Annotated in this window: 26 protein-coding genes and 1 tRNA gene; 25 read left to right on the forward strand and 2 right to left on the reverse strand. The window is 63.3% G+C overall.

Annotation, left to right across the window (positions count from 1 at the left end):
* Nucleotides 1–23 precede the first annotated feature (23 nt).
* A tRNA-Leu gene (locus M2S36_RS11680) sits at nucleotides 24–108 on the reverse strand.
* 107 nt (nucleotides 109–215) lie between these two features.
* Between M2S36_RS11680 and queA the strand changes: the two genes are divergently transcribed.
* The 6 genes from queA to M2S36_RS11710 all read left to right on the forward strand — a co-directional run bounded on the left by queA (nucleotide 216) and on the right by M2S36_RS11710 (nucleotide 6,280).
* Complete coding sequence (queA, locus tag M2S36_RS11685; RefSeq protein ID WP_063911310.1) at nucleotides 216–1,265, forward strand: tRNA preQ1(34) S-adenosylmethionine ribosyltransferase-isomerase QueA; 1,050 nt, start codon at nucleotides 216–218, stop codon at nucleotides 1,263–1,265.
* 14 nt (nucleotides 1,266–1,279) lie between these two features.
* A complete protein-coding gene (gene tgt / locus M2S36_RS11690) occupies nucleotides 1,280–2,395 on the forward strand; it encodes a tRNA guanosine(34) transglycosylase Tgt (protein WP_172827479.1) in 1,116 nt (371 codons plus the stop codon).
* A 42-nt stretch (nucleotides 2,396–2,437) separates the two neighbouring features.
* Nucleotides 2,438–2,773, forward strand: coding sequence for a preprotein translocase subunit YajC (gene yajC, locus M2S36_RS11695; RefSeq protein ID WP_003259111.1), 336 nt, complete (start codon nucleotides 2,438–2,440; stop codon nucleotides 2,771–2,773).
* A gap of 63 nt (nucleotides 2,774–2,836) precedes the next feature.
* A complete protein-coding gene (gene secD / locus M2S36_RS11700; RefSeq protein WP_207834804.1) occupies nucleotides 2,837–4,699 on the forward strand; it encodes a protein translocase subunit SecD in 1,863 nt (620 codons plus the stop codon).
* A gap of 10 nt (nucleotides 4,700–4,709) precedes the next feature.
* Complete coding sequence (secF, locus tag M2S36_RS11705; RefSeq protein WP_013971011.1) at nucleotides 4,710–5,618, forward strand: protein translocase subunit SecF; 909 nt, start codon at nucleotides 4,710–4,712, stop codon at nucleotides 5,616–5,618.
* 119 nt (nucleotides 5,619–5,737) lie between these two features.
* Nucleotides 5,738–6,280 (forward strand): glycine zipper 2TM domain-containing protein, encoded by a 543-nt coding sequence (locus tag M2S36_RS11710; protein ID WP_013971012.1) that lies wholly within the window; start codon nucleotides 5,738–5,740, stop codon nucleotides 6,278–6,280.
* A 187-nt stretch (nucleotides 6,281–6,467) separates the two neighbouring features.
* On the opposite strand, the gene suhB is transcribed toward M2S36_RS11710, so the two are convergent.
* A complete protein-coding gene (suhB, locus tag M2S36_RS11715) occupies nucleotides 6,468–7,286 on the reverse strand; it encodes a type III secretion system regulator SuhB (RefSeq protein WP_003257850.1) in 819 nt (272 codons plus the stop codon).
* Between the two features lie 151 nt (nucleotides 7,287–7,437).
* Here suhB and trmJ point away from each other — a divergent pair, with 151 nt between their 5' ends.
* The 19 genes from trmJ (at nucleotide 7,438) to der (ending at nucleotide 24,033) form a co-directional block, all read left to right on the forward strand.
* Nucleotides 7,438–8,193 carry a tRNA (cytosine(32)/uridine(32)-2'-O)-methyltransferase TrmJ gene (gene trmJ / locus M2S36_RS11720; protein ID WP_241106287.1) on the forward strand — a complete coding sequence of 252 codons (756 nt, stop codon included), beginning with the start codon at nucleotides 7,438–7,440 and terminating at the stop codon, nucleotides 8,191–8,193.
* Nucleotides 8,194–8,196: 3 nt separating this feature from the next.
* Complete coding sequence (gene cysE, locus M2S36_RS11725; protein WP_207834799.1) at nucleotides 8,197–8,982, forward strand: serine O-acetyltransferase; 786 nt, start codon at nucleotides 8,197–8,199, stop codon at nucleotides 8,980–8,982.
* Between the two features lie 179 nt (nucleotides 8,983–9,161).
* Entirely contained in the window at nucleotides 9,162–9,653 is a 492-nt protein-coding gene (iscR, locus tag M2S36_RS11730) for a Fe-S cluster assembly transcriptional regulator IscR (RefSeq protein ID WP_008092572.1), read from the forward strand.
* 46 nt (nucleotides 9,654–9,699) lie between these two features.
* On the forward strand, nucleotides 9,700–10,914 hold the full coding sequence (locus tag M2S36_RS11735; protein WP_013971017.1) for an IscS subfamily cysteine desulfurase: 1,215 nt from the start codon (nucleotides 9,700–9,702) through the stop codon (nucleotides 10,912–10,914).
* Nucleotides 10,915–10,960: 46 nt separating this feature from the next.
* Nucleotides 10,961–11,347: a Fe-S cluster assembly scaffold IscU gene (gene iscU / locus M2S36_RS11740; protein WP_003248539.1), complete on the forward strand. Its 387-nt coding sequence runs from the start codon at nucleotides 10,961–10,963 to the stop codon at nucleotides 11,345–11,347.
* A gap of 28 nt (nucleotides 11,348–11,375) precedes the next feature.
* Nucleotides 11,376–11,699: an iron-sulfur cluster assembly protein IscA gene (gene iscA, locus M2S36_RS11745; protein WP_003257854.1), complete on the forward strand. Its 324-nt coding sequence runs from the start codon at nucleotides 11,376–11,378 to the stop codon at nucleotides 11,697–11,699.
* 8 nt (nucleotides 11,700–11,707) lie between these two features.
* The gene (gene hscB, locus M2S36_RS11750; RefSeq protein ID WP_015269012.1) at nucleotides 11,708–12,229 is read left to right on the forward strand and encodes a co-chaperone HscB; all 522 of its coding nucleotides are present in this window, start codon (nucleotides 11,708–11,710) and stop codon (nucleotides 12,227–12,229) included.
* Between the two features lie 42 nt (nucleotides 12,230–12,271).
* The gene (gene hscA / locus M2S36_RS11755) at nucleotides 12,272–14,134 is read left to right on the forward strand and encodes a Fe-S protein assembly chaperone HscA (RefSeq protein WP_087503087.1); all 1,863 of its coding nucleotides are present in this window, start codon (nucleotides 12,272–12,274) and stop codon (nucleotides 14,132–14,134) included.
* Between the two features lie 3 nt (nucleotides 14,135–14,137).
* A complete protein-coding gene (gene fdx / locus M2S36_RS11760) occupies nucleotides 14,138–14,479 on the forward strand; it encodes an ISC system 2Fe-2S type ferredoxin (protein WP_063911316.1) in 342 nt (113 codons plus the stop codon).
* Between the two features lie 10 nt (nucleotides 14,480–14,489).
* A complete protein-coding gene (iscX, locus tag M2S36_RS11765) occupies nucleotides 14,490–14,690 on the forward strand; it encodes a Fe-S cluster assembly protein IscX (RefSeq protein WP_023382209.1) in 201 nt (66 codons plus the stop codon).
* 89 nt (nucleotides 14,691–14,779) lie between these two features.
* The gene (ndk, locus tag M2S36_RS11770; RefSeq protein ID WP_023382208.1) at nucleotides 14,780–15,211 is read left to right on the forward strand and encodes a nucleoside-diphosphate kinase; all 432 of its coding nucleotides are present in this window, start codon (nucleotides 14,780–14,782) and stop codon (nucleotides 15,209–15,211) included.
* A gap of 24 nt (nucleotides 15,212–15,235) precedes the next feature.
* A complete protein-coding gene (gene rlmN / locus M2S36_RS11775; RefSeq protein ID WP_046615810.1) occupies nucleotides 15,236–16,381 on the forward strand; it encodes a 23S rRNA (adenine(2503)-C(2))-methyltransferase RlmN in 1,146 nt (381 codons plus the stop codon).
* 14 nt (nucleotides 16,382–16,395) lie between these two features.
* The gene (gene pilW / locus M2S36_RS11780) at nucleotides 16,396–17,157 is read left to right on the forward strand and encodes a type IV pilus biogenesis/stability protein PilW (protein ID WP_207834797.1); all 762 of its coding nucleotides are present in this window, start codon (nucleotides 16,396–16,398) and stop codon (nucleotides 17,155–17,157) included.
* The gene (locus tag M2S36_RS11785) at nucleotides 17,154–18,203 is read left to right on the forward strand and encodes a RodZ family helix-turn-helix domain-containing protein (protein WP_333957197.1); all 1,050 of its coding nucleotides are present in this window, start codon (nucleotides 17,154–17,156) and stop codon (nucleotides 18,201–18,203) included. The genes pilW and M2S36_RS11785 overlap by 4 nt, the downstream gene beginning before the upstream one ends.
* 3 nt (nucleotides 18,204–18,206) lie before the next feature.
* A complete protein-coding gene (gene ispG / locus M2S36_RS11790) occupies nucleotides 18,207–19,316 on the forward strand; it encodes a flavodoxin-dependent (E)-4-hydroxy-3-methylbut-2-enyl-diphosphate synthase (RefSeq protein ID WP_003257869.1) in 1,110 nt (369 codons plus the stop codon).
* A gap of 25 nt (nucleotides 19,317–19,341) precedes the next feature.
* On the forward strand, nucleotides 19,342–20,631 hold the full coding sequence (gene hisS, locus M2S36_RS11795; protein WP_063911319.1) for a histidine--tRNA ligase: 1,290 nt from the start codon (nucleotides 19,342–19,344) through the stop codon (nucleotides 20,629–20,631).
* A 39-nt stretch (nucleotides 20,632–20,670) separates the two neighbouring features.
* The gene (locus M2S36_RS11800; protein ID WP_207834772.1) at nucleotides 20,671–21,309 is read left to right on the forward strand and encodes a tetratricopeptide repeat protein; all 639 of its coding nucleotides are present in this window, start codon (nucleotides 20,671–20,673) and stop codon (nucleotides 21,307–21,309) included.
* On the forward strand, nucleotides 21,310–22,452 hold the full coding sequence (gene bamB, locus M2S36_RS11805; protein WP_063911321.1) for an outer membrane protein assembly factor BamB: 1,143 nt from the start codon (nucleotides 21,310–21,312) through the stop codon (nucleotides 22,450–22,452).
* 117 nt (nucleotides 22,453–22,569) lie between these two features.
* The gene (gene der / locus M2S36_RS11810) at nucleotides 22,570–24,033 is read left to right on the forward strand and encodes a ribosome biogenesis GTPase Der (RefSeq protein ID WP_013971029.1); all 1,464 of its coding nucleotides are present in this window, start codon (nucleotides 22,570–22,572) and stop codon (nucleotides 24,031–24,033) included.
* Nucleotides 24,034–24,162 lie beyond the last annotated feature (129 nt).

The raw sequence follows: 24,162 nt of genomic DNA on the forward strand, positions 1-24,162 counted from the left end.
TAAGGTCGGTTTTTTCCGGATCTTGGTGCCCCGAGGGAGACTCGAACTCCCACTCCTTTCGAAAACGGATTTTGAATCCGCCGCGTCTACCAATTCCGCCATCAGGGCATGTGGCGCGCAGTATAGAGAGCCGCCGCTGGTCGGTCAATCGGCTTTCATGGTCAATTTTCACACATTGGGCTAAACTTCCCGGCCCTGCCGAACCGAACATTATCATGCGCGTCGCCGATTTTTCCTTCGAACTCCCTGATTCCCTGATCGCCCGCCACCCGTTGGCCGAGCGCCATGGCAGCCGTCTGCTGGTGCTCGATGGGCCAACCGGCGCGCTGGCGCACCGGCAATTCCCCGACCTGCTCGAGTACCTGCGCCCGGGCGACCTGATGGTGTTCAACAACACCCGGGTGATCCCGGCGCGCCTGTTCGGCCAGAAAGCTTCCGGCGGCAAGCTGGAAGTGCTGGTCGAGCGCGTGCTCGACAGCCACCGGGTGCTGGCGCATGTCCGTGCCAGCAAGGCGCCGAAGGAAGGCGCGGTGATCCTCATCGATGGCGGCGGCGAGGCCGAAATGGTCGCGCGCCATGACACGCTGTTCGAGCTGCGCTTCACCGAAGAGGTGCTGCCATTGCTCGACCGCGTCGGCCATATGCCGCTGCCGCCCTACATCGACCGCCCGGACGAAGGCGCCGACCGTGAGCGCTACCAGACCGTGTACGCCGAACGTGCCGGAGCGGTCGCCGCGCCCACTGCAGGCCTGCACTTCGACGAGGCGCTGCTGGAAAAGATCGCCGCCAAGGGCGTCGAGCGGGCGTTCGTCACCTTGCACGTGGGCGCGGGCACCTTCCAGCCGGTGCGGGTCGACAGGATCGAAGACCACCACATGCATAAAGAGTGGCTCGAAGTGGGCCAGGATGTGGTCGATGCCATCGAGGCCTGCCGTGCCCGTGGCGGCCGGGTGATCGCGGTCGGCACCACCAGCGTGCGTTCGCTGGAGAGCGCGGCGCGCGATGGCGTGCTCAAGGCCTTCAGCGGCGACACCGACATCTTCATCTACCCGGGCCGGCCGTTCCATGTGGTCGACGCGCTGGTCACCAATTTCCACCTGCCGGAGTCCACGCTGCTGATGCTGGTCTCGGCCTTCGCCGGCTACCCCGAGACCATGGCCGCCTACGCGGCGGCGGTCGAGCAGGGGTACCGCTTCTTCAGTTACGGTGATGCCATGTTCATCACCCGCAATCCGGCGCCACGCGGGCCCGAGGATCAAGCATGAGTCGCACCTGTCGAATGTCCTTCGAACTGCTGGCCACCGACGGCAAGGCCCGTCGTGGCCGCATCACCTTCCCACGGGGCACCGTGGAAACCCCAGCGTTCATGCCGGTGGGCACCTATGGCACGGTCAAGGGCATGCTGCCACGCGACATCGAGGCCATCGGTGCCGAGATGATCCTCGGCAATACCTTCCACCTGTGGCTGCGCCCGGGTACCGAGGTGATCAAGAAGCACAACGGCCTGCACGACTTCATGCAGTGGAAAGGCCCGATCCTCACCGACTCCGGTGGCTTCCAGGTGTTCAGCCTGGGCGCCATGCGCAAGATCAAGGAGGAGGGCGTGACCTTCGCCTCGCCGGTTGATGGCGCCAAGGTGTTCATGGGCCCGGAAGAGTCGATGCAGGTGCAGCGTGACCTGGGCTCGGACGTGGTGATGATCTTCGACGAGTGCACCCCGTACCCGGCCGAGCACGATGTGGCGCGCGCCTCCATGGAGCTGTCGCTGCGTTGGGCCCAGCGCTCGAAGAACGCCCACGCCGACAATACAGCGGCGCTGTTCGGTATCGTCCAGGGTGGCATGTACCAGGACTTGCGCATGCGCTCGCTGGAAGGCCTGGAAAACATCGGCTTCGACGGCCTGGCCATCGGTGGCCTGTCGGTGGGCGAGCCCAAGCACGAAATGATCAAGGTGCTGGATTACCTGCCGGGCCAGATGCCTGCTGACAAACCTCGTTACCTTATGGGGGTAGGCAAACCGGAAGATCTCGTTGAGGGTGTGCGCCGCGGCGTCGACATGTTCGACTGCGTGATGCCGACGCGTAACGCGCGCAACGGTCATCTGTTCGTCGATACAGGGGTGATCAAGATCCGCAACGCGTTCCATCGCCACGATGAATCGCCGCTGGATCCGACCTGTGACTGCTACACCTGCACCAACTTCTCGCGCGCCTATCTGCATCACCTGGACAAGTGCGGCGAAATGCTGAGCAGCATGCTGAATACCATCCACAACTTGCGCCATTACCAGCGCTTGATGGCCGGTTTACGCGAGGCTATTCAACAAGGTAAATTGGCCGCCTTTGTCGACGCCTTCTACGCCAAGCGCGGGCTTCCCGTACCGCCTTTGGACTGACTGTCTGCATCCATTATTAGAAAATTACATTAGGAGTGCCCAATGAGCTTCTTGATCCCCGCCGCATACGCGGACGCTGCAGCACCTGCCGCCGGCCCAGCCGGTACCGGCTTCGAGTGGATTTTCCTGGTCGGTTTCCTGGTCATCTTCTACCTGATGATCTGGCGCCCGCAGGCCAAGCGTGCAAAAGAGCAGAAGAACCTGCTGAGCAACTTGCAGAAGGGTGACGAAGTTGTCACCAACGGCGGCATCGCCGGCAAGATCGTCAAGGTTTCCGATGATTTCGTGGTCCTGGAAGTTTCCGACAACGTCGAGCTGAAGTTCCAGAAGGGTGCCATCGCGGCCACCCTGCCAAAAGGTACGCTCAAGGCTATCTGAGTTACCGGTTTTTCTTTCCAGTCGGGGCGCGCAACGCGCCCCGCGTCTTGAACGGGCGGCGTGATGCTGAACAAATACCCTCTGTGGAAATATGCACTGATCGTGCTGGTACTGGTGGTCGGTTTCATTTATTCCGCTCCCAACCTCTACCCGGATGATCCGGCGGTACAGATCAGTGGTGCCAGCTCGGCGCTGCAGGTGAGCCAGGCCGACCTCGACCGCGTCAGCAAGGCGCTGGTCGATGCCAAGATCGCCGTCAAGGGCGCGAGCCTGGGTGAGAAGGGCAGCGGGCTGATCCGCCTGACCAATCAGGAAGACCAGCTGCCAGCCAAGGATGTCGTGCGCAAGGCACTGGGCGATGATTACGTCGTGGCCCTGAACCTGGCCCAGACTACCCCGCAATGGCTGCGCAACCTGGGCGCAAGCCCGATGAAGCTGGGCCTGGACCTGTCCGGTGGTGTGCACTTCCTGCTGGAAGTGGACATGGACAAGGCCATGAGCGCCCGCATGAAAGTCTACGAAGGCGAGGTCAAGACCTTGCTGCGCAAAGAGCGCATCCGCTACCGCAGCCTGCCTCAGCAGGATGGCGGCATCATGCTGGGCTTCGCTGACGATGCAACCCGCGAACAGGCACGTGCCCTGATCCGCAAGAATTTCAATGACTTCGACCTGACCACCACCGAGCGTAACGAGCTCGCCGTGCTGCGTCTGGCGCTGACCCAGGCGAAAGTCGCCGAGATCCGCGAATACTCGATCAAGCAGAACCTCACCACCGTCCGCAACCGGGTCAACGAGCTGGGCGTGGCCGAGCCGCTGGTCCAGCGCCAGGGCGCCAACCGCATCGTGGTCGAGCTGCCAGGCGTGCAGGACACTGCCGAAGCCAAGCGTATCCTGGGTAAAACCGCCAACCTGGAGTTCCGCTTCGGTGCCGAACCGGGCGCGTCCAAGGCCACTACCGAAGTGTTCGAGTTCCGTGAAGGTGGCCGTTCCGCCGCGGTCGAGCGCGGCCTGATCATCACCGGTGACCAGGTGACCGACGCCCAGGCCAGCTTCGACGAGCAAGGTCGCCCGCAGGTGAACATCCGCCTGGATGGCCACGGTGGCGAGCTGATGACCCGTGCTACCCGCAGCAACGTCGGCCGCAGCATGGCGGTGATCTTCATCGAGCAGAAGCCGGTCACCCGCTACGTCAAGCAGACCGTCGACGGCGTCGAGAAGGACGTTGCCGTACAGAGCTTCCAGGAAGAGAAGAAGATCATCAGCCTGGCGACCATCCAGTCGCCGCTGGGCAGCCAGTTCCGCATCACCGGCCTGAACGGCCAGGGCGAATCGTCCGAACTGGCCCTGCTGCTGCGTGCCGGTGGCCTGGCCGCGCCGATGTACTTCGCTGAAGAACGCACCATCGGCCCAAGCCTGGGTGCCGACAACATCACCAAGGGTATCGATGCGTCGCTGTGGGGCATGCTGTTCGTCTCGCTGTTCATCATCGCCATCTACCGTGCCTTCGGTGTGATCGCCACCATCGCCCTGGCGGGCAACATGGTCCTGCTGCTGGCGCTGATGTCGCTGCTGGGCGCCACCCTGACCCTGCCGGGTATTGCCGGTATCGTGTTGACCATGGGTATGGCGGTGGACGCCAACGTGCTGATCTTCTCGCGTATCCGCGAAGAGCTGAACGCCGGCATGTCGGTGCAACGCGCCATTCACGAAGGCTTCAACCGCGCCTACACCGCGATCATCGACGCCAACCTGACCAGCCTGCTGGTCGGCGGCATCCTGTTCGCCATGGGTACCGGCCCGGTCAAGGGCTTTGCGGTCACCATGTCCCTCGGGATTTTCACCTCGATGTTCACCGCCGTCATGGTGACCCGTGCAATGGTCAACCTGACCTGCGGCGGGCGTGACATCAAGAAGCTGTGGGTTTGAGGGAGCTGCGATGAAAACCATCAACTTCATGGGCGTGCGCAATGTCGCGTTCGCCGTTACCGTGCTCCTCACCGTGCTGGCGTTGTTCAGCTGGTGGCAGAAGGGCCTGAACTTCGGCCTGGACTTCACCGGCGGTACGCTGATCGAGCTGACCTACGAGCGCCCGGCCGACCTCAAGGCGGTGCGTGCCGAGCTGGTCAACTCCGGCTTCCACGAGGCCGTGGTGCAGAGCTTCGGCGCCACCACCGACCTGCTGGTGCGCATGCCGGGCGATGACCCGCAGCTGGGCAACAAGGTGGCTGAAGCCCTGCAGAAGGCCGGCGGCGACAACCCGGCCAAGGTCAAGCGTGTCGAGTTCGTGGGCCCGCAGGTGGGTGAAGAGCTGCGCGACCAGGGTGGCATGGGCATGCTCCTGGCCCTGGGCGGCATCCTCATCTACCTGGCCTTCCGCTTCCAGTGGAAGTTCGCGGTGGGCGCGATCGTCTCGCTGATCCACGACGTGGTGGTGACCCTGGGTATCCTGTCGTTCTTCCAGATCACCTTCGACCTGACGGTGCTGGCGGCGGTGCTGGCGATCATCGGCTACTCGCTGAACGACACCATCGTCGTGTTCGACCGGGTGCGCGAGAACTTCCGCGTCATGCGCAAGGCCTCGCTGATCGAGAACATCAACGTTTCCACCACCCAGACCCTGCTGCGGACCATCGCCACCTCGGTTTCGACCTTGCTGGCCATTGCCGCGCTGCTGTTCTTCGGTGGCGACAACCTGTTCGGCTTCTCGCTGGCTCTGTTCATCGGCGTCATGGCCGGTACCTATTCGTCGATCTATATCGCCAACGTGGTACTGATCTGGCTGAACCTGAGCAGTGAAGACCTGATCCCGCCGGCCAAGACCGACGGTGTGGACGACCGCCCGTAAGGCGTGTTCCACGCCGTTTGGCGGCCAGAAAGGCGCGAGTGTTGAACTCGCGCCTTTTTTTTTACTCCAAGGCTGGGAGAAGGCGGGTTGGATCCGCGGGTTATGATCAGGAGGTTCATGTGAACAAATCAATGCTTGTGGGTGCGGTACTGGGTGCTGTCGGTGTGACTGCCGGAGGTGCTGTCGCGACCTACAGCTTGGTCAACAAGGGGCCTGAGTATGCGCAGGTCACCGACGTGCAACCGATCAAACAACAGGTGAAAACCCCCCGTGAGGTCTGCAAGGACGTCGCCGTGACGCGTCAGGCACCGGTCAAGGACCAGCACCAGATCGCCGGTACCGTGGTGGGCGCCATTGCCGGTGGCCTGCTGGGTAACCAGATCGGTGGTGGTAGCGGCAAGAAGATCGCCACGGTGGCTGGTGCGGTCGGTGGTGGTTATGCCGGTAACAAGGTGCAGGAAGGCATGCAGGAGCGTGACACCTACACCACCACGCAAACCCGCTGCAACACGGTCAACGACATCAGTGAGAAAGTGGTGGGCTACAACGTGAAGTACACCATTGGCGACAAGGTAGGGCAGGTGAAGATGGACCACGAGCCCGGGTCGACCATTCCACTGGACAAGAATGGCAAGCTGATCCTCAGCGAAGCTGGCCAGTGATTGATGTTGCCTGAACCGGCCTCTTCGCGGGTAAGCCCGCTCCCACAGCTACAGCAATGTCCTTGAGGTTGTCGCTATCACTGTGGGAGCGGGTTTACCCGCGAAGAGGCCAGCACAGGCAGTACAAAACTGGCAGGCAAACAAAAAGCACCCCGAGGGGTGCTTTTTTTGTGCCGGCAATCCGCGCTTAGCGCTTCATGTTCTCTGGCAGGTGCGGCTGGATAGCAGTCAGCACGGCCTTGAAGCACTTGATGTTGCCCGCAACGATATGGCCCTTCTCGAGGAAGTCATGGCCACCGTTGAAGTCGCTTACCAGGCCGCCCGCTTCCTGGATCAGCAGCACGCCGGCGGCCATGTCCCATTCGGACAGGCCCGACTCCCAGAAGGCGTCGAAACGGCCAGCAGCCACGTAGGCCAGGTCCAGGCTGGCGGAGCCGGCGCGGCGGATGCCGGCGGTCTGGCCAGTCAGGGCACGGAACATGCCCAGGTAGTTGTCCAGGTCGGCCATCTGGCTGTCGCGGAACGGGAAGCCGGTGCCCAGCAGGGCGCCTTCAAGGCTGGTGCGCGAGCTGACACGCAGGCGGCGACCATTGAGCTGGGCGCCACGGCCACGGCTGGCGGTGAATTCTTCCTGGCGCACCGGGTCGACGATCACGGCGTGCTCAAGGCGGCCACGGTATTTGCAGGCGATGCTGACCGCGAAGTGCGGGATGCCACGCAGGAAGTTGGTGGTGCCGTCCAGCGGGTCGATGATCCACAGGTAATCCTTGCCTTCTTCGCCGCTACCCGCGTGCAGGCCGGTTTCCTCGCCCTGGATGGAGTGGTTCGGGTAGGCCTTGCGCAGGGCGTTGACGATGCTCTGCTCGGCGGCGCGATCGACTTCGGAAACGTAGTCCTTGGCCTCTTTCTCATCGACCTTGATGCTATCCAGGCGTTCGATGGAGCGGAAAATCAGTTCACTGGCGCTGCGAGCGGCGCGCAGGGCGATATTCAGCATAGGCTGCATGGGCGGGTCACCTGGAGATGTTAAAGAAGAAAGCCGATCATTCTAGCAGAAAACTTTGGCGGCAGAAGTGTCACATTTGCTTTCGTGGCGTTACGTCTGTCGGTTCTGTAAGATCGAAGGCCCTGATTCCTGCATCTGTGAGCACAACACCTTGCTGCAAAATATTCGTGTTGTTCTGGTCAATACCAGCCACCCCGGCAACATCGGCGGCGCTGCGCGAGCCATGAAAAACATGGGCTTGTCGCGTCTGGTGCTGGTGCAGCCGAAAGCGTTCCCCGCCGAGGATGCCAGTGCCCGAGCCTCGGGTGCCGACGATGTGCTGGCCAATGCCCAGGTGGTCGACAGCCTCGAGCAGGCGCTGGTCGGCTGCAACCTGGTGATGGGCACCAGCGCCCGCGAGCGGAGCATCCCCTGGCCGCTGATTGGCCCGCGCGAGTGCGGGGCCAAGGCGGTGGAGCATGCCAAGGGTGGCGAGGAAATCGCCCTGGTGTTCGGGCGTGAGCACGCCGGCCTGACCAACGAAGAACTGCAGCGATGTCACTTCCACGTGCACATTCCCTCCAACCCCGACTTCAGCTCGCTGAACCTGGCTGCCGCTGTCCAGGTGCTCTCGTACGAGGTGCGCATGGCCTGGCTGGCTGCCGGTGCAGCGCCGGGCAAGGTCGAGAAGGTTGACGCCAGCGAGCTGGCGACCATGGACGAAATGGAGCTGTTCTACGACCACCTGGAGAAGACCCTGGTCGGCATCGGCTTCCTTGACCCCGACAAGCCCAAGCACCTGATGCCGCGCCTGCGCCGGCTGTATGGGCGGGTTGCGGTCGAACGTTCGGAAATGAGCATTTTGCGCGGCATCCTCACCGAGACCCAGAAAGTGGTCCGGGGCGAGCCGCATAAACGGAAGGACTGACAGATGTTCGAACGCCTGCGTGAAGATATTCAAAGCGTATTCCATCGTGACCCGGCTGCGCGCAACGCCTTCGAGGTGCTGACCTGCTACCCGGGCATGCATGCCATCTGGCTGCACCGCCTGGGCAATGCCCTGTGGAAGCGTGATTTCAAGTGGCTGGCTCGCCTGGTGTCCAACTTCGGCCGCTGGCTGACCGGGATCGAGATCCACCCCGGCGCCACCATCGGCCGACGCTTCTTCATCGACCATGGCATGGGTATCGTCATCGGCGAAACCGCCGAGATCGGCGACGATGTCACCCTTTACCAGGGCGTGACCCTGGGCGGCACCAGCTGGAACAAAGGCAAGCGCCATCCCACCCTGGAAAACGGCGTGGTGGTAGGGGCCGGGGCCAAGGTGCTGGGCCCGTTCACTGTCGGTGCCGGAGCCAAGATCGGTTCCAATGCGGTGGTGACCAAGGCAGTGCCGGCCGGCGCCACGGCGGTCGGTATCCCCGGGCGAATCATCGTCAAGAACGAAGACGATGAGGTCGAGGCCAAGCGCAAGGCCATGGCCGAGAAGATCGGCTTCGATGCCTATGGTGTCAGTGGCGACATGCCGGACCCGGTGGCCCGTGCCATCGGCCAGATGCTCGACCACCTGCAGGCAGTCGACGAGCGGCTGGAGGGTATGTGTGGTGCCCTGACCAGGATGGGTAGCGACTACTGCGCCAAGGAGCTGCCAGCCCTGCCGGAAGATGACTTCAAGGAAGTTGCCCAGGTGGCCCGGCGCGACACTCAGTCGCATTGATTGCGTCGTGGTGAAATCATGGTGACATACGGGGCGTGTGCTCACGCCCCCTGTCTGCTACAATCGCGCCCGCCTCCCCGATGCAAACCCGACTAAAGCACTAGGTCTAATAGTTGACTTAAATGCTCGGGAATCGCATACTCGCTCACATCCTGTAACTCCCGTGGTACCCAATAGCCATGCGACTGACTACCAAAGGCCGATACGCCGTGACCGCCATGCTCGACCTGGCGTTGCACGCGCAGCATGGGCCGGTGTCTTTGGCCGACATTTCCGAGCGCCAGGGCATTTCCCTCTCTTATCTGGAACAGCTGTTCGCCAAGCTGCGCCGCAGCAGCCTGGTCTCCAGCGTGCGTGGTCCAGGCGGTGGCTACCAGCTGTCGCGGGGCATGGAAACCATCCAGGTGGCCCAGGTCATCGATGCGGTCAACGAATCGGTCGATGCCACCCGCTGCCAGGGCCTCGGGGATTGCCATGCCGGTGACACCTGCCTGACCCACCACCTGTGGTGCGACCTCAGCCAGCAAATCCATGAATTCCTCAGCGGCATCAGCCTGGCCGACCTCGTCATGCGCCGTGAAGTGCAGGAAGTCGCCCAGCGCCAGGACCTGCGTCGTGTCGCAGGCCGAACCGCCCAGCTGGACAAGATTGAGACGTCCGCCGTCGATTGATCCCACCGGGACGACGAGCGACGCCACCGCCTGATAGGAGAGACAAATGAAGTTGCCGATCTACCTCGATTACTCCGCGACCACCCCGGTCGACCCACGCGTGGCCCAGAAGATGGCCGATTGCCTGCTGGTCGACGGGAACTTCGGTAACCCGGCTTCGCGCTCCCACGTCTTTGGCTGGAAAGCCGAGGAAGCGGTCGAGAACGGTCGTCGCCAGGTTGCCGAGCTGATCAACGCCGATCCGCGCGAAATCGTCTGGACCAGCGGTGCCACCGAGTCCGACAACCTCGCACTCAAGGGCGTCGCGCACTTCTATCAGACCAAGGGCAAGCACATCATCACCTCCAAGATCGAGCACAAGGCGGTCCTGGATACCGCTCGCCAGCTGGAGCGTGAAGGTTTCGAAGTCACCTACCTCGAGCCAGGCGAAGACGGCATCGTCACCCCGGCCATGGTCGAGGCGGCGCTGCGCGACGACACCATCCTGGTTTCGCTGATGCACGTGAACAACGAAGTCGGCTCGATCAACGATATCGCCGCCATCGGTGAACTGACCCGCTCGCGCGGTGTGCTGTTCCACGTTGACGCCGCGCAGTCGGCCGGCAAGGTCGAAATCGACCTGCAGAAGCTGAAGGTCGACCTGATGTCGTTCTCTGCGCACAAGGTCTACGGCCCGAAAGGCATCGGCGCGCTGTACGTCAGCCGCAAGCCGCGTGTACGCCTGGAAGCCATCATTCACGGCGGTGGCCATGAGCGTGGCATGCGTTCGGGCACCCTGCCGACCCACCAGATCGTCGGCATGGGCGAAGCCTTCGCCATCGCCAAGCAGGAAATGGCCGCGGAAAACGTGCGCATCAAGGCCCTGAGCGACCGCTTCTTCAAGCAGGTCTCGGACCTCGAAGAGCTGTACGTCAACGGCAGCAAGACTGCCCGCGTACCACACAACCTGAACCTGAGCTTCAACTACGTCGAAGGCGAATCGCTGCTGATGTCGCTGAAGGACATCGCCGTATCGTCCGGTTCGGCCTGCACCTCCGCGTCGCTCGAGCCGTCCTACGTACTGCGCGCCCTGGGCCGCAACGACGAGCTGGCGCACAGCTCGATCCGCTTCTCCTTCGGCCGCTTCACCACCGAAGAAGAAGTCGATTACGCCGCGCAGAAAGTCTGCGAGGCCGTGAACAAACTGCGTGAGCTGTCGCCGCTGTGGGACATGTACAAAGACGGCGTTGACATCTCCAAGATCGAGTGGGCCGCCCACTAAGCAGTCGCCGGCAAGAGCGGCTCCCTGATGAGGAAGGAATTGCACCATGGCATACAGTGAAAAGGTCATCGACCACTACGAAAACCCGCGCAACGTCGGCAAGATGAATGCCGAAGACCCGGACGTCGGTACCGGCATGGTCGGCGCCCCGGCCTGTGGTGACGTCATGCGCCTGCAGATCAAGGTCAACGAGCAGGGCGTGATCGAAGACGCCAAGTTCAAGACCTACGGCTGCGGTTCGGCCATCGCTTCCAGCTCCCTCGCCACCGAGTGGATGAAGGGCAAGACCCTGGACGAAGCCGAAACCATCAAGAACACCCAGCTGGCCGAAGAACTGGCGTTGCCGCCGGTCAAGATCCACTGCTCGGTACTCGCCGAAGATGCCATCAAGGCAGCTGTGCGCGATTACAAGCAGAAGAAAGGCTTGATCTAAGTCGCCTGTTGCGAGGTAAGGAGTCCAGATGGCTATCAGCATGACAGAAGCCGCCGCCAACCATGTGCGGCGTTCCCTGGAAGGGCGCGGCAAGGGCGAAGGCATTCGCCTGGGCGTGCGCACCACCGGTTGCTCGGGCCTGGCCTACGTGCTGGAGTTCGTCGACGAGCTGGCGGACGAAGACCAGGTGTTCGAGAACCATGGCGTCAAGGTGATCATCGATCCCAAGAGCCTGGTGTACCTCGACGGCACCGAACTGGACTTCGTCAAGGAAGGGTTGAACGAAGGCTTCAAGTTCAACAACCCTAACGTGCGCGGTGAGTGTGGCTGCGGCGAAAGCTTCAACGTTTGAGGCTGGCTGTGGGTACTCCTTGTCATTTCGCATTGTTTGACCTCCAGCCAAGCTTCCGCCTGGATCTCGACAAGCTAGCCACTCGCTATCGCGAGCTGGCCCGCGAAGTCCATCCCGACCGCTTTGCCGACGCCTCCGAGCGCGAGCAGCGCGTGGCGCTGGAAAAGTCCGCGGCCCTCAACGACGCCTACCAGACCCTGCGCAGTGCGCCGCGTCGTGCCCGCTACCTGCTGGCCATCGGCGGCCACGAAGTGCCCCAGGAGGTCACGGTCCACGACCCGGACTTCCTGTTGCAGCAGATGCAGTGGCGTGAAGAGCTCGAAGAGCTGCAGGACGAAGCCGACCTCGATGGCGTGGCCGTGTTCAAGAAGCGCCTGAAGGTCGCCCAGGACACGCTGAACGAGGACTTTGCCGCCTGCTGGGACGCCCCAGGCGAGCGCGACAAGGCCGAACGCCTGATGCGCCGCATGCAGTTCCTCGACAAGCTCGCCCAAGAAGTGCGCCAACTGGAAGAGCGCCTCGACGATTAACCCGGTGCTGCCCGTGATGGCACCTAAGGTATTCAGATAAGCATGGCCCTACTGCAGATTGCCGAACCCGGTCAAAGCCCTCAGCCGCACCAGCGCCGCCTGGCGGTGGGGATCGACCTGGGTACCACCAACTCTCTGGTCGCCGCACTGCGCAGCGGCCGTAGCGAGCCCCTGCCCGACGCGCAGGGCAACGTCATTCTGCCGTCCGCGGTGCGCTACCTCGAAGGGCGCAACGAAGTGGGGCAGGCTGCACGCGATGCCGCTTCCAGCGACCCGCTGAACACCGTGCTGTCGGTCAAGCGCCTGATGGGGCGCGGCCTGGCCGACGTCAAGCAACTGGGCGAGCAGCTGCCTTACCGCTTCGTTGGCGGTGAGTCGCACATGCCGTTCATCGACACCGTGCAGGGGCCGAAAAGCCCGGTGGAAGTGTCCGCCGATATCCTCAAGGTATTGCGCGAGCGTGCCGAAGCCACCCTCGGCGGTGAGCTGGTGGGGGCGGTGATCACCGTGCCGGCCTATTTCGACGATGCCCAGCGCCAGGCCACCAAGGACGCTGCGCGCCTGGCCGGCCTAAACGTGCTGCGCCTGCTCAACGAGCCGACTGCCGCTGCCGTGGCTTACGGCCTGGACCAGAACGCCGAAGGCGTGGTGGCCATCTATGACCTGGGCGGCGGTACCTTCGACATTTCCATCCTGCGCCTGACTGCCGGCGTATTCGAAGTGCTGGCCACCGGTGGCGATACTGCCCTGGGCGGTGACGACTTCGACCACGCCATTGCCGGCTGGATCATCGAACAGGCCGGGCTGTCGTCCGACCTGGACCCGGCCACCCAGCGCGCGCTGCTGCAAACCGCCTGCGCCGCCAAGGAAGCCCTGACCGACACCGACGTGGTCAGCGTCAGCCATGGCGCCTGGCAGGGCCAACTGAGCCGCGCCGGCTTCGAAGCCATGATCGAGCCCATGGTCGCCCGCAGCCTCAAGGCCTGCCGCCGCGCCGTGCGCGACAGCGGTATCGAGCTTGAAGAAGTCAGCGCCGTGGTCATGGTCGGCGGTTCGACCCGCGTCCCGCGTGTGCGTGAAGCCGTCGGTGCACTGTTCGGGCGCACCCCGCTGACCTCGATCGACCCCGACCAGGTGGTGGCCATCGGTGCTGCCATCCAGGCCGATACCTTGGCCGGCAACCGCCGCGAAGGTGGCGAACTGCTGCTGCTGGATGTCATCCCGCTGTCGCTCGGTCTTGAGACCATGGGCGGGCTGATGGAGAAGGTAATCCCGCGCAACACCACTATCCCGGTAGCGCGTGCCCAGGAGTTCACCACATATAAAGATGGCCAGACGGCCATGATGATCCACGTGCTGCAGGGCGAGCGCGAGCTGATCAGCGACTGCCGCTCGCTGGCGCGCTTCGAGCTGCGTGGCATCCCGGCCATGGTCGCCGGTGCGGCGAAAATCCGCGTCACCTTCCAGGTCGACGCCGACGGCCTGCTCAGCGTCGCCGCCCGCGAGCTGGGCTCGGGCGTGGAAGCCAGCATCCAGGTCAAGCCGTCCTACGGCCTGACCGACGGCGAAATCGCCCGCATGCTCAAGGACTCCTTCGAACACGCAGGTTCCGACAAGCAGGCCCGCCAGCTGCGCGAGCACCAGGTGGACGGCGAGCGCCTGCTGGAAGCGGTACAGGGCGCCCTGGACGCCGACGGTGAGCGCCTGCTCAGCAGTGACGAGCGCGACGCCATCGAATTCCAGATGCAAGAACTACGTGATTTGCTGGCCGGCACCGATGGCGCTGCCATCGAGCAACAGACCAAGCGTCTGTCGCAGGTGACCGACGCATTTGCCGCCCGTCGCCTTGATTCGACGGTCAAAGCCGCACTGGCCGGGCGCAACCTGAATGAGATCGAGGAGTAACCGATGCCGCTGGTGACATTCCTGCCGCACGAGAAGTTCTGCCCCGAAGGGCTGACCGTGGAAGTCGAGCCCGGGACCAACATCCTGGAGCTGGCCCACGACCATCACATCGAGATGGAAAGCGCCTGCGGCGGCGTCAAGGCCTGCACCACCTGCCACTGCATCATCCGCAAGGGTTTCGACTCGCTGGAAGAAGCCGACGAGCTGGAAGAAGACATGCTGGACAAGGCCTGGGGCCTGGAGGCTCAGTCGCGCCTCGGCTGCCAGGTGGTTGTCGCTGACCAGGACCTGGTCATCGAGATCCCCAAGTATTCGCTCAACCACGCCGCCGAAGCGCCGCACTGAGGTTTGCCCCATGAGCCTGAAATGGATTGATGTACTTGAGATCGCCATCCAGCTTGCAGAAAGCAAGCCGGACGTCGATCCTCGTTATGTGAATTTCGTCGATCTGCACCGCTGGGTGCTGGCCTTGCCAGAATTCAGCGACGATCCGTCACGCGGCGGTGAGAAAGTGCTCGAGGCCATCCAGGCGGCCTGGATCGAAGAAGCCGACTGAACGCATCCTGCAGGTTAGGCAATCCCCTGGAACCCGCGTATAATTCGCGGGTTTAATTTTTCGCAACACTCATTTTTCTGGAGTTTTCCATGGCTGTTCAACGTACTTTCTCCATCATCAAGCCTGACGCCGTTGCCAAGAACGTCATCGGCGAGATCACCACTCGTTTCGAGAAAGCCGGCCTGCGCGTCGTCGCTTCGAAAATGAAGCAACTGTCCAAAGCCGAAGCCGAAGGCTTCTACGCCGAGCACAAAGAGCGCGGCTTCTTCGCTGACCTGGTTGCCTTCATGACTTCCGGTCCGGTCATCGTTCAGGTTCTGGAAGGCGAAAACGCCGTTCTGGCCAACCGCGAGCTGATGGGCGCCACCAACCCGAAAGAAGCTGCTGCCGGCACCATCCGTGCTGACTTCGCTGTTTCCATCGACGAAAACGCTGTTCACGGTTCCGACTCGGAAGCTTCGGCTGCCCGCGAAATCGCTTACTTCTTCTCCGCTACCGAGCTGTGCGACCGCATTCGCTAAGCGAAGCAGGTCTTGGGTGATTCCATGAGTGACATGACTGGCAAGATCAACCTGTTGGGCCTGACCCTGCAGGAAATGGAAAAATTCTTCGAGTCGATCGGAGAGAAGCGTTTTCGTGCCGGTCAGGTCATGAAATGGATTCACCACTTTGGCGTCGACGATTTCGCCGCCATGACCAATGTCGGCAAGGCCTTGCGCGAAAAGCTCGAGGCCGTTGCCGAGATTCGGGGCCCGGAAGTGGTCAGTGAAGACATTTCCGCCGACGGTACCCGCAAGTGGGTGGTCCGCGTTGCCTCCGGCAGCTGCGTCGAAACCGTCTACATCCCCACCGACGATCGCGGCACCCTGTGCGTGTCGTCGCAAGCCGGCTGTGCCCTGGACTGCAGCTTCTGCTCCACCGGCAAGCAAGGCTTCAACAGCAACCTCACCGCCGCCGAAGTGATCGGCCAGGTGTGGCTTGCCAACAAATCCTTCGGGACCGTTCCGGCCAAGATCGACCGCGCCATTACCAACGTGGTCATGATGGGCATGGGCGAACCCCTGCTGAATTTCGACAATGTCATCGCCGCCATGAAGATCATGATGGAAGATCTGGGCTATGGCATTTCCAAGCGTCGCGTCACCCTGTCCACCTCGGGCGTGGTGCCGATGATCGACGAGCTGGCCAAGCACATCGACGTGTCGCTGGCCCTGTCGCTGCACGCACCGAACGACGAACTGCGCAACAAGCTTGTACCGATCAACAAGAAGTACCCGCTGAAGATGCTGCTGGAATCGTGCATGGGCTACATGTCCACCCTGGGTGGCAAGCGCGTGCTGACCATCGAGTACACCCTGCTCAAGGACGTCAACGACCAGCCTGAGCATGCTGCGCAAATGATCGAGCTGCTGCGCGACGTGCCGTGCAAGATCAACCTGATCCCGTTCAACCCGTTCCCGCACTCGGGCTACGAGCGGCCGAGCAACAACGCCATTCGCCGCTTCCAGGACCTGTTGCACCACGGTGGCTTCAACGTCACCACCCGCACCACCCGTGGTGATGACATCGACGCCGCCTGTGGCCAGCTGGTTGGCCAGGTCAACGACCGAACCCGCCGCAGCGAGCGCTACATCGCCGTGCGCCAGCTGTCGGCGGACGCCGAGCTGCAAGACAGCCCCGCCAGCCACTGACCGGGACCTTGCCCATGAGCCTGCGCGCCGCGCTGTCGATCCTTGCGCTTTTGCTGCTGGCCGGCTGCGTGTCGGGCGGCGCGGGCGACCCCCTGGCCAGCCGCCAGGGCAGGGCAGAGGCGGGGCGGGCCTATGTGCAGCTTGGGCTGGGTTATTTGCAACAGGGTTTGACCGAGCAGGCCAAGGCGCCGCTGGGCAAAGCCCTGGCCCTGAATGGCGGTGATGCCGACGCGCACGCCGCCCTGGCGCTGGTGTTCCAGGCCGAAGGCGAGCCGGCGCTGGCCGAAGCGCACTTTCGCAAGGCACTGCAGGCACGCCCGGGCGACACGCGAATTCGCAACAATTACGGCAGTTTCCTTTATGCTCAGGGGCGATTTGCCGAGGCCGAGCAGATGTTTCGCCTGGCCAGCGCCGATACCCTGTATCCTGAACGCTCACGCGTGTACGAGAACCTGGGCCTGACCGCCCTGAAGCTCGAGCGCCGCGACCAGGCGCAGGCGTATCTGCTGAAAGCTTTGCAACTCAACCAGCGGCAACCGAAAGCGTTGCTGGAAATGGCTGAGTTGTCCTACGAAAACAGGCATTATGTGCCGGCCCGGGACTACTACGATCGTTTCAGCCAGTTGAGCGACCATGATGCCCGTAGCCTGCTGCTGGGCAGCCGCCTTGCCCGGGTATTCGACGAGCAGGGCACCCTGGCCGAGCTGGGCCAGCAATTACAACGACTTTATCCCGGTACGCCGGAATATCAGCAATACCTGTCGGAGCAACGATGAAAGCCGCGCATCCCGAAGTAGCAGTAGCGCCTGGCCAGAACCCCGGTGAGCTTTTGCGTCAGGCCCGTGAGAACCGGGACTGGTCACAAGCCGAGGTGGCCCGCAAGCTCAACCTCACTGTCAGTTCGTTGAACCACGTGGAAACCGGCGCCTTCGACAAGCTGCCGGGGCATACCTTCGCCCGTGGTTATATCCGCGCCTATGCCAAGCTGATGAACCTGGACCAGGCTGCCCTGGTGGACGCCTTCGACCGTTACACCGGCACCCACGCCAAAGGCAGCGACGTGCACTCGCTGGGCCGTATCGAAGAGCCGGTGCGCCTGTCGCACAATATCCTGCGCGGCGTCAGCCTGCTGCTGCTGGTGGCGGTGATCGGCGGCGGCTTTGTCTGGTGGCAGGACCAGGGCAGCCTGCGTGGCAAGGACCTGGCCAAGATTGCCCTGGAGCACGTCGAAGTCGAAAGCGCCGACGGTACCACCCAGATTCACCCGCTCGATGAGCCTGAAGACCAGGCCGTTTCCGCTGGCCAGCAGCCCGAGAGCGCGCCGCTGCCGCTGGAGCAGGGCGCTGCCGAGCAGCCTGCCGCCGCCGAACAGGCACCGGCAAGCCCGGCACCTGCCGCTACCACTAACGCAGTGCCAGCACCGGCCCAGCAGGCGCCTGTGGCACCCGCTGCCAGCGCCCCTGCTGTCGCGCCAGCGCCGGTTGCCCCGGTTGCCCCGGCCCCGGCGGCCGTTGTACCTGCCACGCCTGTAGCGGCAGTGGCCGCCGCCGAGCCTGTCGTGCCAGCCGCAGTGCCGGCTGGCAGCGCCAAGGTCGCCATCCAGTTCGTCGCCGATTGCTGGACCCAGGTCACCGACGGCAACGGCAAGGTGCTGTTCAGCGCCATCAAGCGCAAGGGGGACAACCTCGAGCTGACCGGCAAGCCGCCGTTCTCGGTACGCCTGGGCTTTGCCCGTGGCGCCCAGGTCAGCTACAACGGCCAGGCCGTCGATGTTGCCCCGTTCACCAGTGGCGAGACCGCTCGCCTGAAGTTGGGACAGTAAGTCATGCACGGCGAATCTCCGATCAAACGTCGCGAATCCCGCAAAATCTGGGTCGGCAATGTGCCGGTGGGTGGTGATGCCCCCATCGCGGTGCAGAGCATGACCAACACCGACACCAACGATGTGGCCGCCACCGTGGCGCAAATCCAGCGCCTGGTCGATGCCGGCGTGGACATCGTGCGTGTCTCGGTGCCGGACATGGACGCCGCCGAGGCGTTCGGCCGCATCAAGCAGCAGGTCAGCGTGCCGCTGGTGGCCGACATCCACTTCGACTACAAGATCGCCTTGCGCGTGGCCGAACTGGGCGTCGACTGCCTGCGTATCAACCCGGGCAACATCGGCCGTGAAGACCGTGTGCGCGCGGTTGTAGATGCCGCCCGCGACCGGGGTATCCCGATCCGTATCGGCGTCAACGCCGGTTCCCTGGAAAAGGACCTGCAGAAGAAGTACGGCGAGCCGACCCCGGCGGCGCTGGTCGAGTCGGCCCTGCGCCACGTCGAGCACCTCGACCGCCTGGACTTCCAGGACTTCAAGGTCAGCGTCAAGGCCTCCGATGTGTTCATGGCCGTCGAAGCCTACCGCCTGCTGGCCAAGCAGATCGTACAGCCGCTGCACCTGGGCATCACCGAAGCCGGTGGCCTGCGTTCGGGGACGGTGAAATCCGCTGTCGGCCTCGGTATGCTGCTGGCCGAAGGCATTGGCGATACCATCCGTATCTCGCTGGCGGCCGACCCGGTCGAAGAAGTGAAAGTCGGCTACGACATCCTCAAGTCGCTGCACCTGCGCTCGCGCGGCATCAACTTCATCGCCTGCCCGAGCTGCTCGCGGCAGAACTTCGATGTGGTCAAGACCATGAACGAGCTGGAAGGGCGCCTGGAAGACCTGCTGGTGCCGCTGGACGTGGCGGTGATCGGTTGCGTGGTCAACGGCCCGGGTGAAGCCAAGGAGGCCCATGTGGGGCTGACCGGCGGCACGCCGAACCTGATCTACATCGACGGCAAGCCGGCGCAGAAACTGACCAACGACAACCTGGTCGATGAGCTGGAAAAACTCATCCGCCAGAAAGCGGCCGAAAAGGCCGAGGCCGACGCGGCGCTGATCGTCCGTGGCTGACACACAGAATTCGTAAGGACTTTTCGTGAGCAAATCGCTGCAAGCCATCCGTGGCATGAACGACATCCTGCCAGAACAGTCGCCGCTGTGGCGCTACTTCGAAGGCACCGTGGCCGGCCTGCTGGACACCTACGGGTACAGCCAGATCCGCACGCCGATCGTCGAGTTCACCGAGCTGTTCAAGCGCTCCATCGGTGAAGTGACCGACATCGTCGAAAAAGAGATGTACACCTTCGAGGACCGCAACGGCGATTCGCTGACCCTGCGCCCCGAAGGCACCGCTGCGTGCGTGCGTGCCGTGCTCGAGCATGGCATCACCGGCAACGGCCAGGTGCAGAAACTGTGGTACATCGGCCAGATGTTCCGCCACGAGCGCCCACAAAAGGGTCGCTACCGCCAGTTCCACCAGATTGGCGTGGAAGTATTCAACCTGGACGGTCCGGACATCGACGCCGAGCTGATCATGCTGACCTGGCGCCTGTGGGGCCAGCTGGGCATCCGGGACGCAGTCAAGCTGGAACTCAACAGCCTGGGCACCAGCGAAGCCCGTGCACGCTACCGTGACGCGCTGGTCGAGTTCCTCTCGGCGCGCCTGGAGCAACTGGACGAAGACAGCCAGCGCCGCCTGAAGAGCAACCCGCTGCGCATCCTCGACAGCAAGGACCAGAACACCCAGGCGGTGCTGGTCGGCGCGCCGAAGCTGGAAGACTACCTGGACGAAGAGTCGCGCGTGCACTTCGAGGGCCTCAAGGCCCGCCTGGACGCTGCCGGCATCCCGTTCGTGATCAACACCAAGCTGGTGCGTGGCCTGGACTACTACAGCAAGACCGTGTTCGAGTGGGTTACCGACAAGCTCGGCGCCCAGGGCACTGTCTGCGCCGGTGGCCGCTACGACGGCCTGGTCGAGCAGATGGGCGGCAAGCCGACCCCGGGCGTCGGTTTCGCCATGGGCATCGAGCGCCTGATCCTGCTGCTGGAAACCCTGGGCAAGGTGCCCGAGTCCATCAGCCGCCAGATCGACGTTTACCTGTGCGCCTTTGGCGAACAGGCGGAGCTGGCCGGCCTGCGCCTTTCCGAAGGCCTGCGCGACCGCCTGCCGGGCCTGCGCCTGGCGGTCAACGCCGGCGGTGGCAGCTTCAAGAGCCAGTTCAAGAAAGCCGACAAGAGCGGCGCGCTGTTCGCCCTGATCCTCGGCGACGACGAGCTGGCCAAGCAAGAGATCGGCTTCAAGCCCCTGCGTGGTCAGGGCGAACAACAGAACATTGCCTGGGATGCTCTGGCTGAGCACCTGGAAACCGCGATCGCGCAGGCGTAACGCGGTTCAACAAGCGAATAGGCGAAAAGGAGTATTGGGGTGTCGAGTACCGATGATGAACTGGCAGGGGTCAAGGACTGGTGGAACCGCAACGGCAAGCCGCTGCTGACCGGTGCCCTGCTGGCTGGCGTGGTGGTGTTGGGCTGGAATACCTGGCACAAGTACCAGAACAATCAGTCGCAAGGTGCCTCGCAGCTGTACCAGGCCTTGCTGGAGACCAGCCTGACGCCGACTGGCCAGCCTGACGCGACCAAGGTCGCGGAACTGGCCGGCAAGCTCAAGAGCGAGTTCGGCGGTACCGCCTACGCCCAGTACGGCAGCCTGTTCGTGGCCAAGGTTGCGGTCGAGAGCGGCAAGCTCGACGACGCTGCTGCCGAGCTGAAGGGCGTGCTGGACAAACCGGCCGATGCCACCCTGGGCGAAATTTCGCGTCAGCGCCTGGCACGTGTTCTGGCCGCCCAGAACAAGGCCGAGGAAGCCCTCAAGCTGCTCGACGGCGACGCTGACAAAGCCTTCCTGGCCAGCCGTGAAGAGTTGAAAGGTGACCTGCTGGTGCAACTGGGGCGCGCCGACGACGCGCACAGCGCTTACGAGAAAGCCAAGGCTGCGCTGTCCGATGAGGCGGCGGTCGGTGGCCTGCAATTGAAGCTGGATGACTTGGCCAAAGGGGACGCGTAAGTGATCGGTTGGAAACATGCAGCAGTGCTGACCCTGGCCGTACTGGCCGCAGGTTGCAGCAGCAACAGCAAGAAGGAACTGCCCCCGGCCGAGCTGACCAAGTTCACCGAGGAAGTGGTGCTGAAGAAGCAGTGGAGCCGTTCGATCGGTGACGGCCAGGGCGAGACCTACAACACCCTGGTACCCGCCATCGAGAACGACCGTATCTACGCTTCCGACGTCAACGGCGAAGTCTTCGCCCTCGACCGCATCACCGGCGACGTGGTGTGGAAGAAGGACCTCGAGCTGCCGGTATCCGGCGCTGTCGGCGTAGGCTACGGCCTGGTCATGATCGGCACCCTCAAGGGTGAAGTCATCGCCCTGGATTCCAGCACCGGCGAGGAGCGCTGGCGCTCCCGCGTGACCAGCGAAGTGCTGGCCCCGCCTGCCAACAACGGTGACGTGGTGGTGGTGCAGACCCAGGACGACCGCCTGATCGGCCTGGATGCCACGACTGGCGACCGCCGCTGGATCTATGAAAACACCCCGGCCGTGCTGACCCTGCGTGGTACCGGCGCACCGATCGCCACCAACCGCCTGGCCGTCGCCGGCCTGTCCACCGGCAAGGTGGTGGCGGTGGATATCAACAACGGTGTTCCTGTGTGGGAAAGCCGTGTGGCGATTCCGCAGGGCCGTTCCGAGCTGGATCGTGTGGTCGATATCGACGGCGGCCTGCTGCTGTCTGGTGGTACCCTGTACGTCAGCACCTACCAGGGCCGCGTCGCGGGCCTGGACCTGGAAAGCGGCCGCGTGCTGTGGCAGCGCGATGCCTCCAGCTATGTGGGTGTCGCCCAGGGCTTCGGCAACGTCTACGTCAGCGAAGCTTCGGGTACTGTCGAAAGCGTCGACGAGCGCTCGTCCAGCGCCCTGTGGACCAACGACACCATGGCTCGCCGCCAGCTGACGGCGCCTGAGGTGTTCTCCAGCTACGTGGCTGTGGGTGACTTCGAGGGTTACCTGCACCTGCTGAGCCAGGTCGATGGCCGTTTCGTTGGCCGTGAACGTATCGACAGCGATGGCCTGCGTGCCCGCCCACTTGTGGTCGGCGACACCATCTACGTCTTCGGCAACAGCGGCAAGCTCGAGGCACTGACCATCCGCTGAAGCTATGCTTGAAGCCTTGGCGGGCTTCAAGCCGCGGCGTAGGACACGCCGCCCGAACTCCGGCCGCTGCCTTGCAGCGGCCTTTGCATTTTCAAGAATTCAAGAGTGGAGAGCCGAATGGTTCCCGTAATCGCCCTGGTGGGCCGCCCGAACGTCGGCAAATCCACCATGTTCAACCGCCTGACCAAGACCCGCGATGCCATCGTCGGTGACCTGTCGGGCCTGACCCGTGACCGCCAGTATGGTGATGCCACCTGGCAGGGTCGTTCCTTCATCCTGATCGACACCGGCGGTATCACCGGTGACGAAGTGGGCATGGACGAGAAAATGGCCGAGCAGTCGCTCATGGCCATCGAAGAAGCCGACTATGTACTGTTCCTGGTCGATGCCCGCGCCGGCATGACCGCCGCCGACCAGATGATCGCCGAGCACCTGCGCAAGCGGAACAAGGAAGCGATCCTGGTTGCCAACAAGATCGACAACATCGACGCCGACGTCGCCCGCGCCGAGTTCTCGCCGCTGGGCATGGGCAACGCCATCCCGGTGGCCGGCTCCCAGGGCCGTGGCATCAACGCGCTGATGGAGGCCGTGCTCGGCCACCTGCCGCGCGACCAGGTCGAGGAAGCGCTGGACGCCGAAGTCGCCGAAGGCGAAGAAGCGGTGCGCATCCCGGGCCCGAGCGAAAAGGATGGCATCAAGATCGCCATCATCGGTCGCCCCAACGTCGGCAAGTCGACCCTGGTCAACCGCATGCTCGGCGAAGAGCGTGTGGTGGTGTACGACCAGCCGGGCACCACCCGCGACAGTATCTACATCCCGTTCGAGCGCGATGACGAGAAGTACACCTTCATCGACACCGCTGGCGTGCGCAAGCGCGGCAAGATCCACGAGGAAGTCGAGAAGTTCTCGGTGGTGAAGACGCTGCAGGCGATCAAGGACGCCAACGTGGTGATCTTCGTCATGGACGCCCGCGAAGGTGTGGTGGACCACGACCTGAACCTGCTGGGCTTCGCCCTGGAAGCCGGCCGCGCCATCGTCATCGCCCTGAACAAGTGGGACGGCATGGAGCCGGGCGAGCGCGATTACGTGAAGACCGAGCTGGAGCGCCGGTTGTTCTTCGTCGATTTTGCCGACATCCACTTCATCTCCGCCCTGCACGGCACCGGCGTGGGCCACCTGTACAAGTCGGTACAGGCCGCGTTCAAGTCGGCGGTCACCCGCTGGCCGACCAGCCGCCTGACGCAGATCCTCGAAGATGCCGTGAGCGAGCACCAGCCACCGCTGGTCAACGGCCGCCGCATCAAGCTGCGCTATGCCCACCTCGGCGGTGCCAACCCGCCGCTGATCGTGATCCACGGCAACCAGACCGACAAGATTCCGAAGTCGTACTCGCGTTACCTGGAGAACACCTACCGCCGCGTCCTCAAGCTGGTCGGTACGCCGATCCGCATCGAGTACAAGGGCGGTGAGAACCCGTACGAGGGCAAGAAGAACACCCTCACCGACCGCCAGGTCAACAAGAAGCGCCGCCTGATGTCGCACCACAAGAAGGCCGAGAAGAAGCGCCGCGACAAGCGCTGATTCCGCGTCAGCTTCTTCGCGGGTAAACCCGCTCCCACAGGTCCCACACAGTTTTCGAATGCTGTGCAGTACCTGTGGGAGCGGGTTTACCCGCGAACAGGCCCTTTGATCCAGCGCAAATCCCCCTAT

The organism is Pseudomonas sp. SF2 (assembly GCF_036858055.1).
Taxonomy (GTDB): Bacteria; Pseudomonadota; Gammaproteobacteria; order Pseudomonadales; family Pseudomonadaceae; genus Aquipseudomonas.

Coding starts and splice junctions, on each gene's coding strand:
- yajC (WP_003259111.1), top strand. CDS start 2,438: ATGAGCTTCTTGATCCCCGCCGCATACGCGGACGCTGCAGCACCTGCC.
- M2S36_RS11785 (WP_333957197.1), top strand. CDS start 17,154: ATGAAAGCCGCGCATCCCGAAGTAGCAGTAGCGCCTGGCCAGAACCCC.
- ispG (WP_003257869.1), top strand. CDS start 18,207: ATGCACGGCGAATCTCCGATCAAACGTCGCGAATCCCGCAAAATCTGG.
- iscU (WP_003248539.1), top strand. CDS start 10,961: ATGGCATACAGTGAAAAGGTCATCGACCACTACGAAAACCCGCGCAAC.
- cysE (WP_207834799.1), top strand. CDS start 8,197: ATGTTCGAACGCCTGCGTGAAGATATTCAAAGCGTATTCCATCGTGAC.
- iscR (WP_008092572.1), top strand. CDS start 9,162: ATGCGACTGACTACCAAAGGCCGATACGCCGTGACCGCCATGCTCGAC.
- ndk (WP_023382208.1), top strand. CDS start 14,780: ATGGCTGTTCAACGTACTTTCTCCATCATCAAGCCTGACGCCGTTGCC.
- fdx (WP_063911316.1), top strand. CDS start 14,138: ATGCCGCTGGTGACATTCCTGCCGCACGAGAAGTTCTGCCCCGAAGGG.
- suhB (WP_003257850.1), bottom strand. CDS start 7,286: ATGCAGCCTATGCTGAATATCGCCCTGCGCGCCGCTCGCAGCGCCAGT.
- secF (WP_013971011.1), top strand. CDS start 4,710: ATGAAAACCATCAACTTCATGGGCGTGCGCAATGTCGCGTTCGCCGTT.
- secD (WP_207834804.1), top strand. CDS start 2,837: ATGCTGAACAAATACCCTCTGTGGAAATATGCACTGATCGTGCTGGTA.
- tgt (WP_172827479.1), top strand. CDS start 1,280: ATGTCCTTCGAACTGCTGGCCACCGACGGCAAGGCCCGTCGTGGCCGC.
- iscA (WP_003257854.1), top strand. CDS start 11,376: ATGGCTATCAGCATGACAGAAGCCGCCGCCAACCATGTGCGGCGTTCC.
- rlmN (WP_046615810.1), top strand. CDS start 15,236: ATGAGTGACATGACTGGCAAGATCAACCTGTTGGGCCTGACCCTGCAG.
- hscA (WP_087503087.1), top strand. CDS start 12,272: ATGGCCCTACTGCAGATTGCCGAACCCGGTCAAAGCCCTCAGCCGCAC.
- der (WP_013971029.1), top strand. CDS start 22,570: ATGGTTCCCGTAATCGCCCTGGTGGGCCGCCCGAACGTCGGCAAATCC.
- queA (WP_063911310.1), top strand. CDS start 216: ATGCGCGTCGCCGATTTTTCCTTCGAACTCCCTGATTCCCTGATCGCC.
- M2S36_RS11735 (WP_013971017.1), top strand. CDS start 9,700: ATGAAGTTGCCGATCTACCTCGATTACTCCGCGACCACCCCGGTCGAC.
- pilW (WP_207834797.1), top strand. CDS start 16,396: ATGAGCCTGCGCGCCGCGCTGTCGATCCTTGCGCTTTTGCTGCTGGCC.
- iscX (WP_023382209.1), top strand. CDS start 14,490: ATGAGCCTGAAATGGATTGATGTACTTGAGATCGCCATCCAGCTTGCA.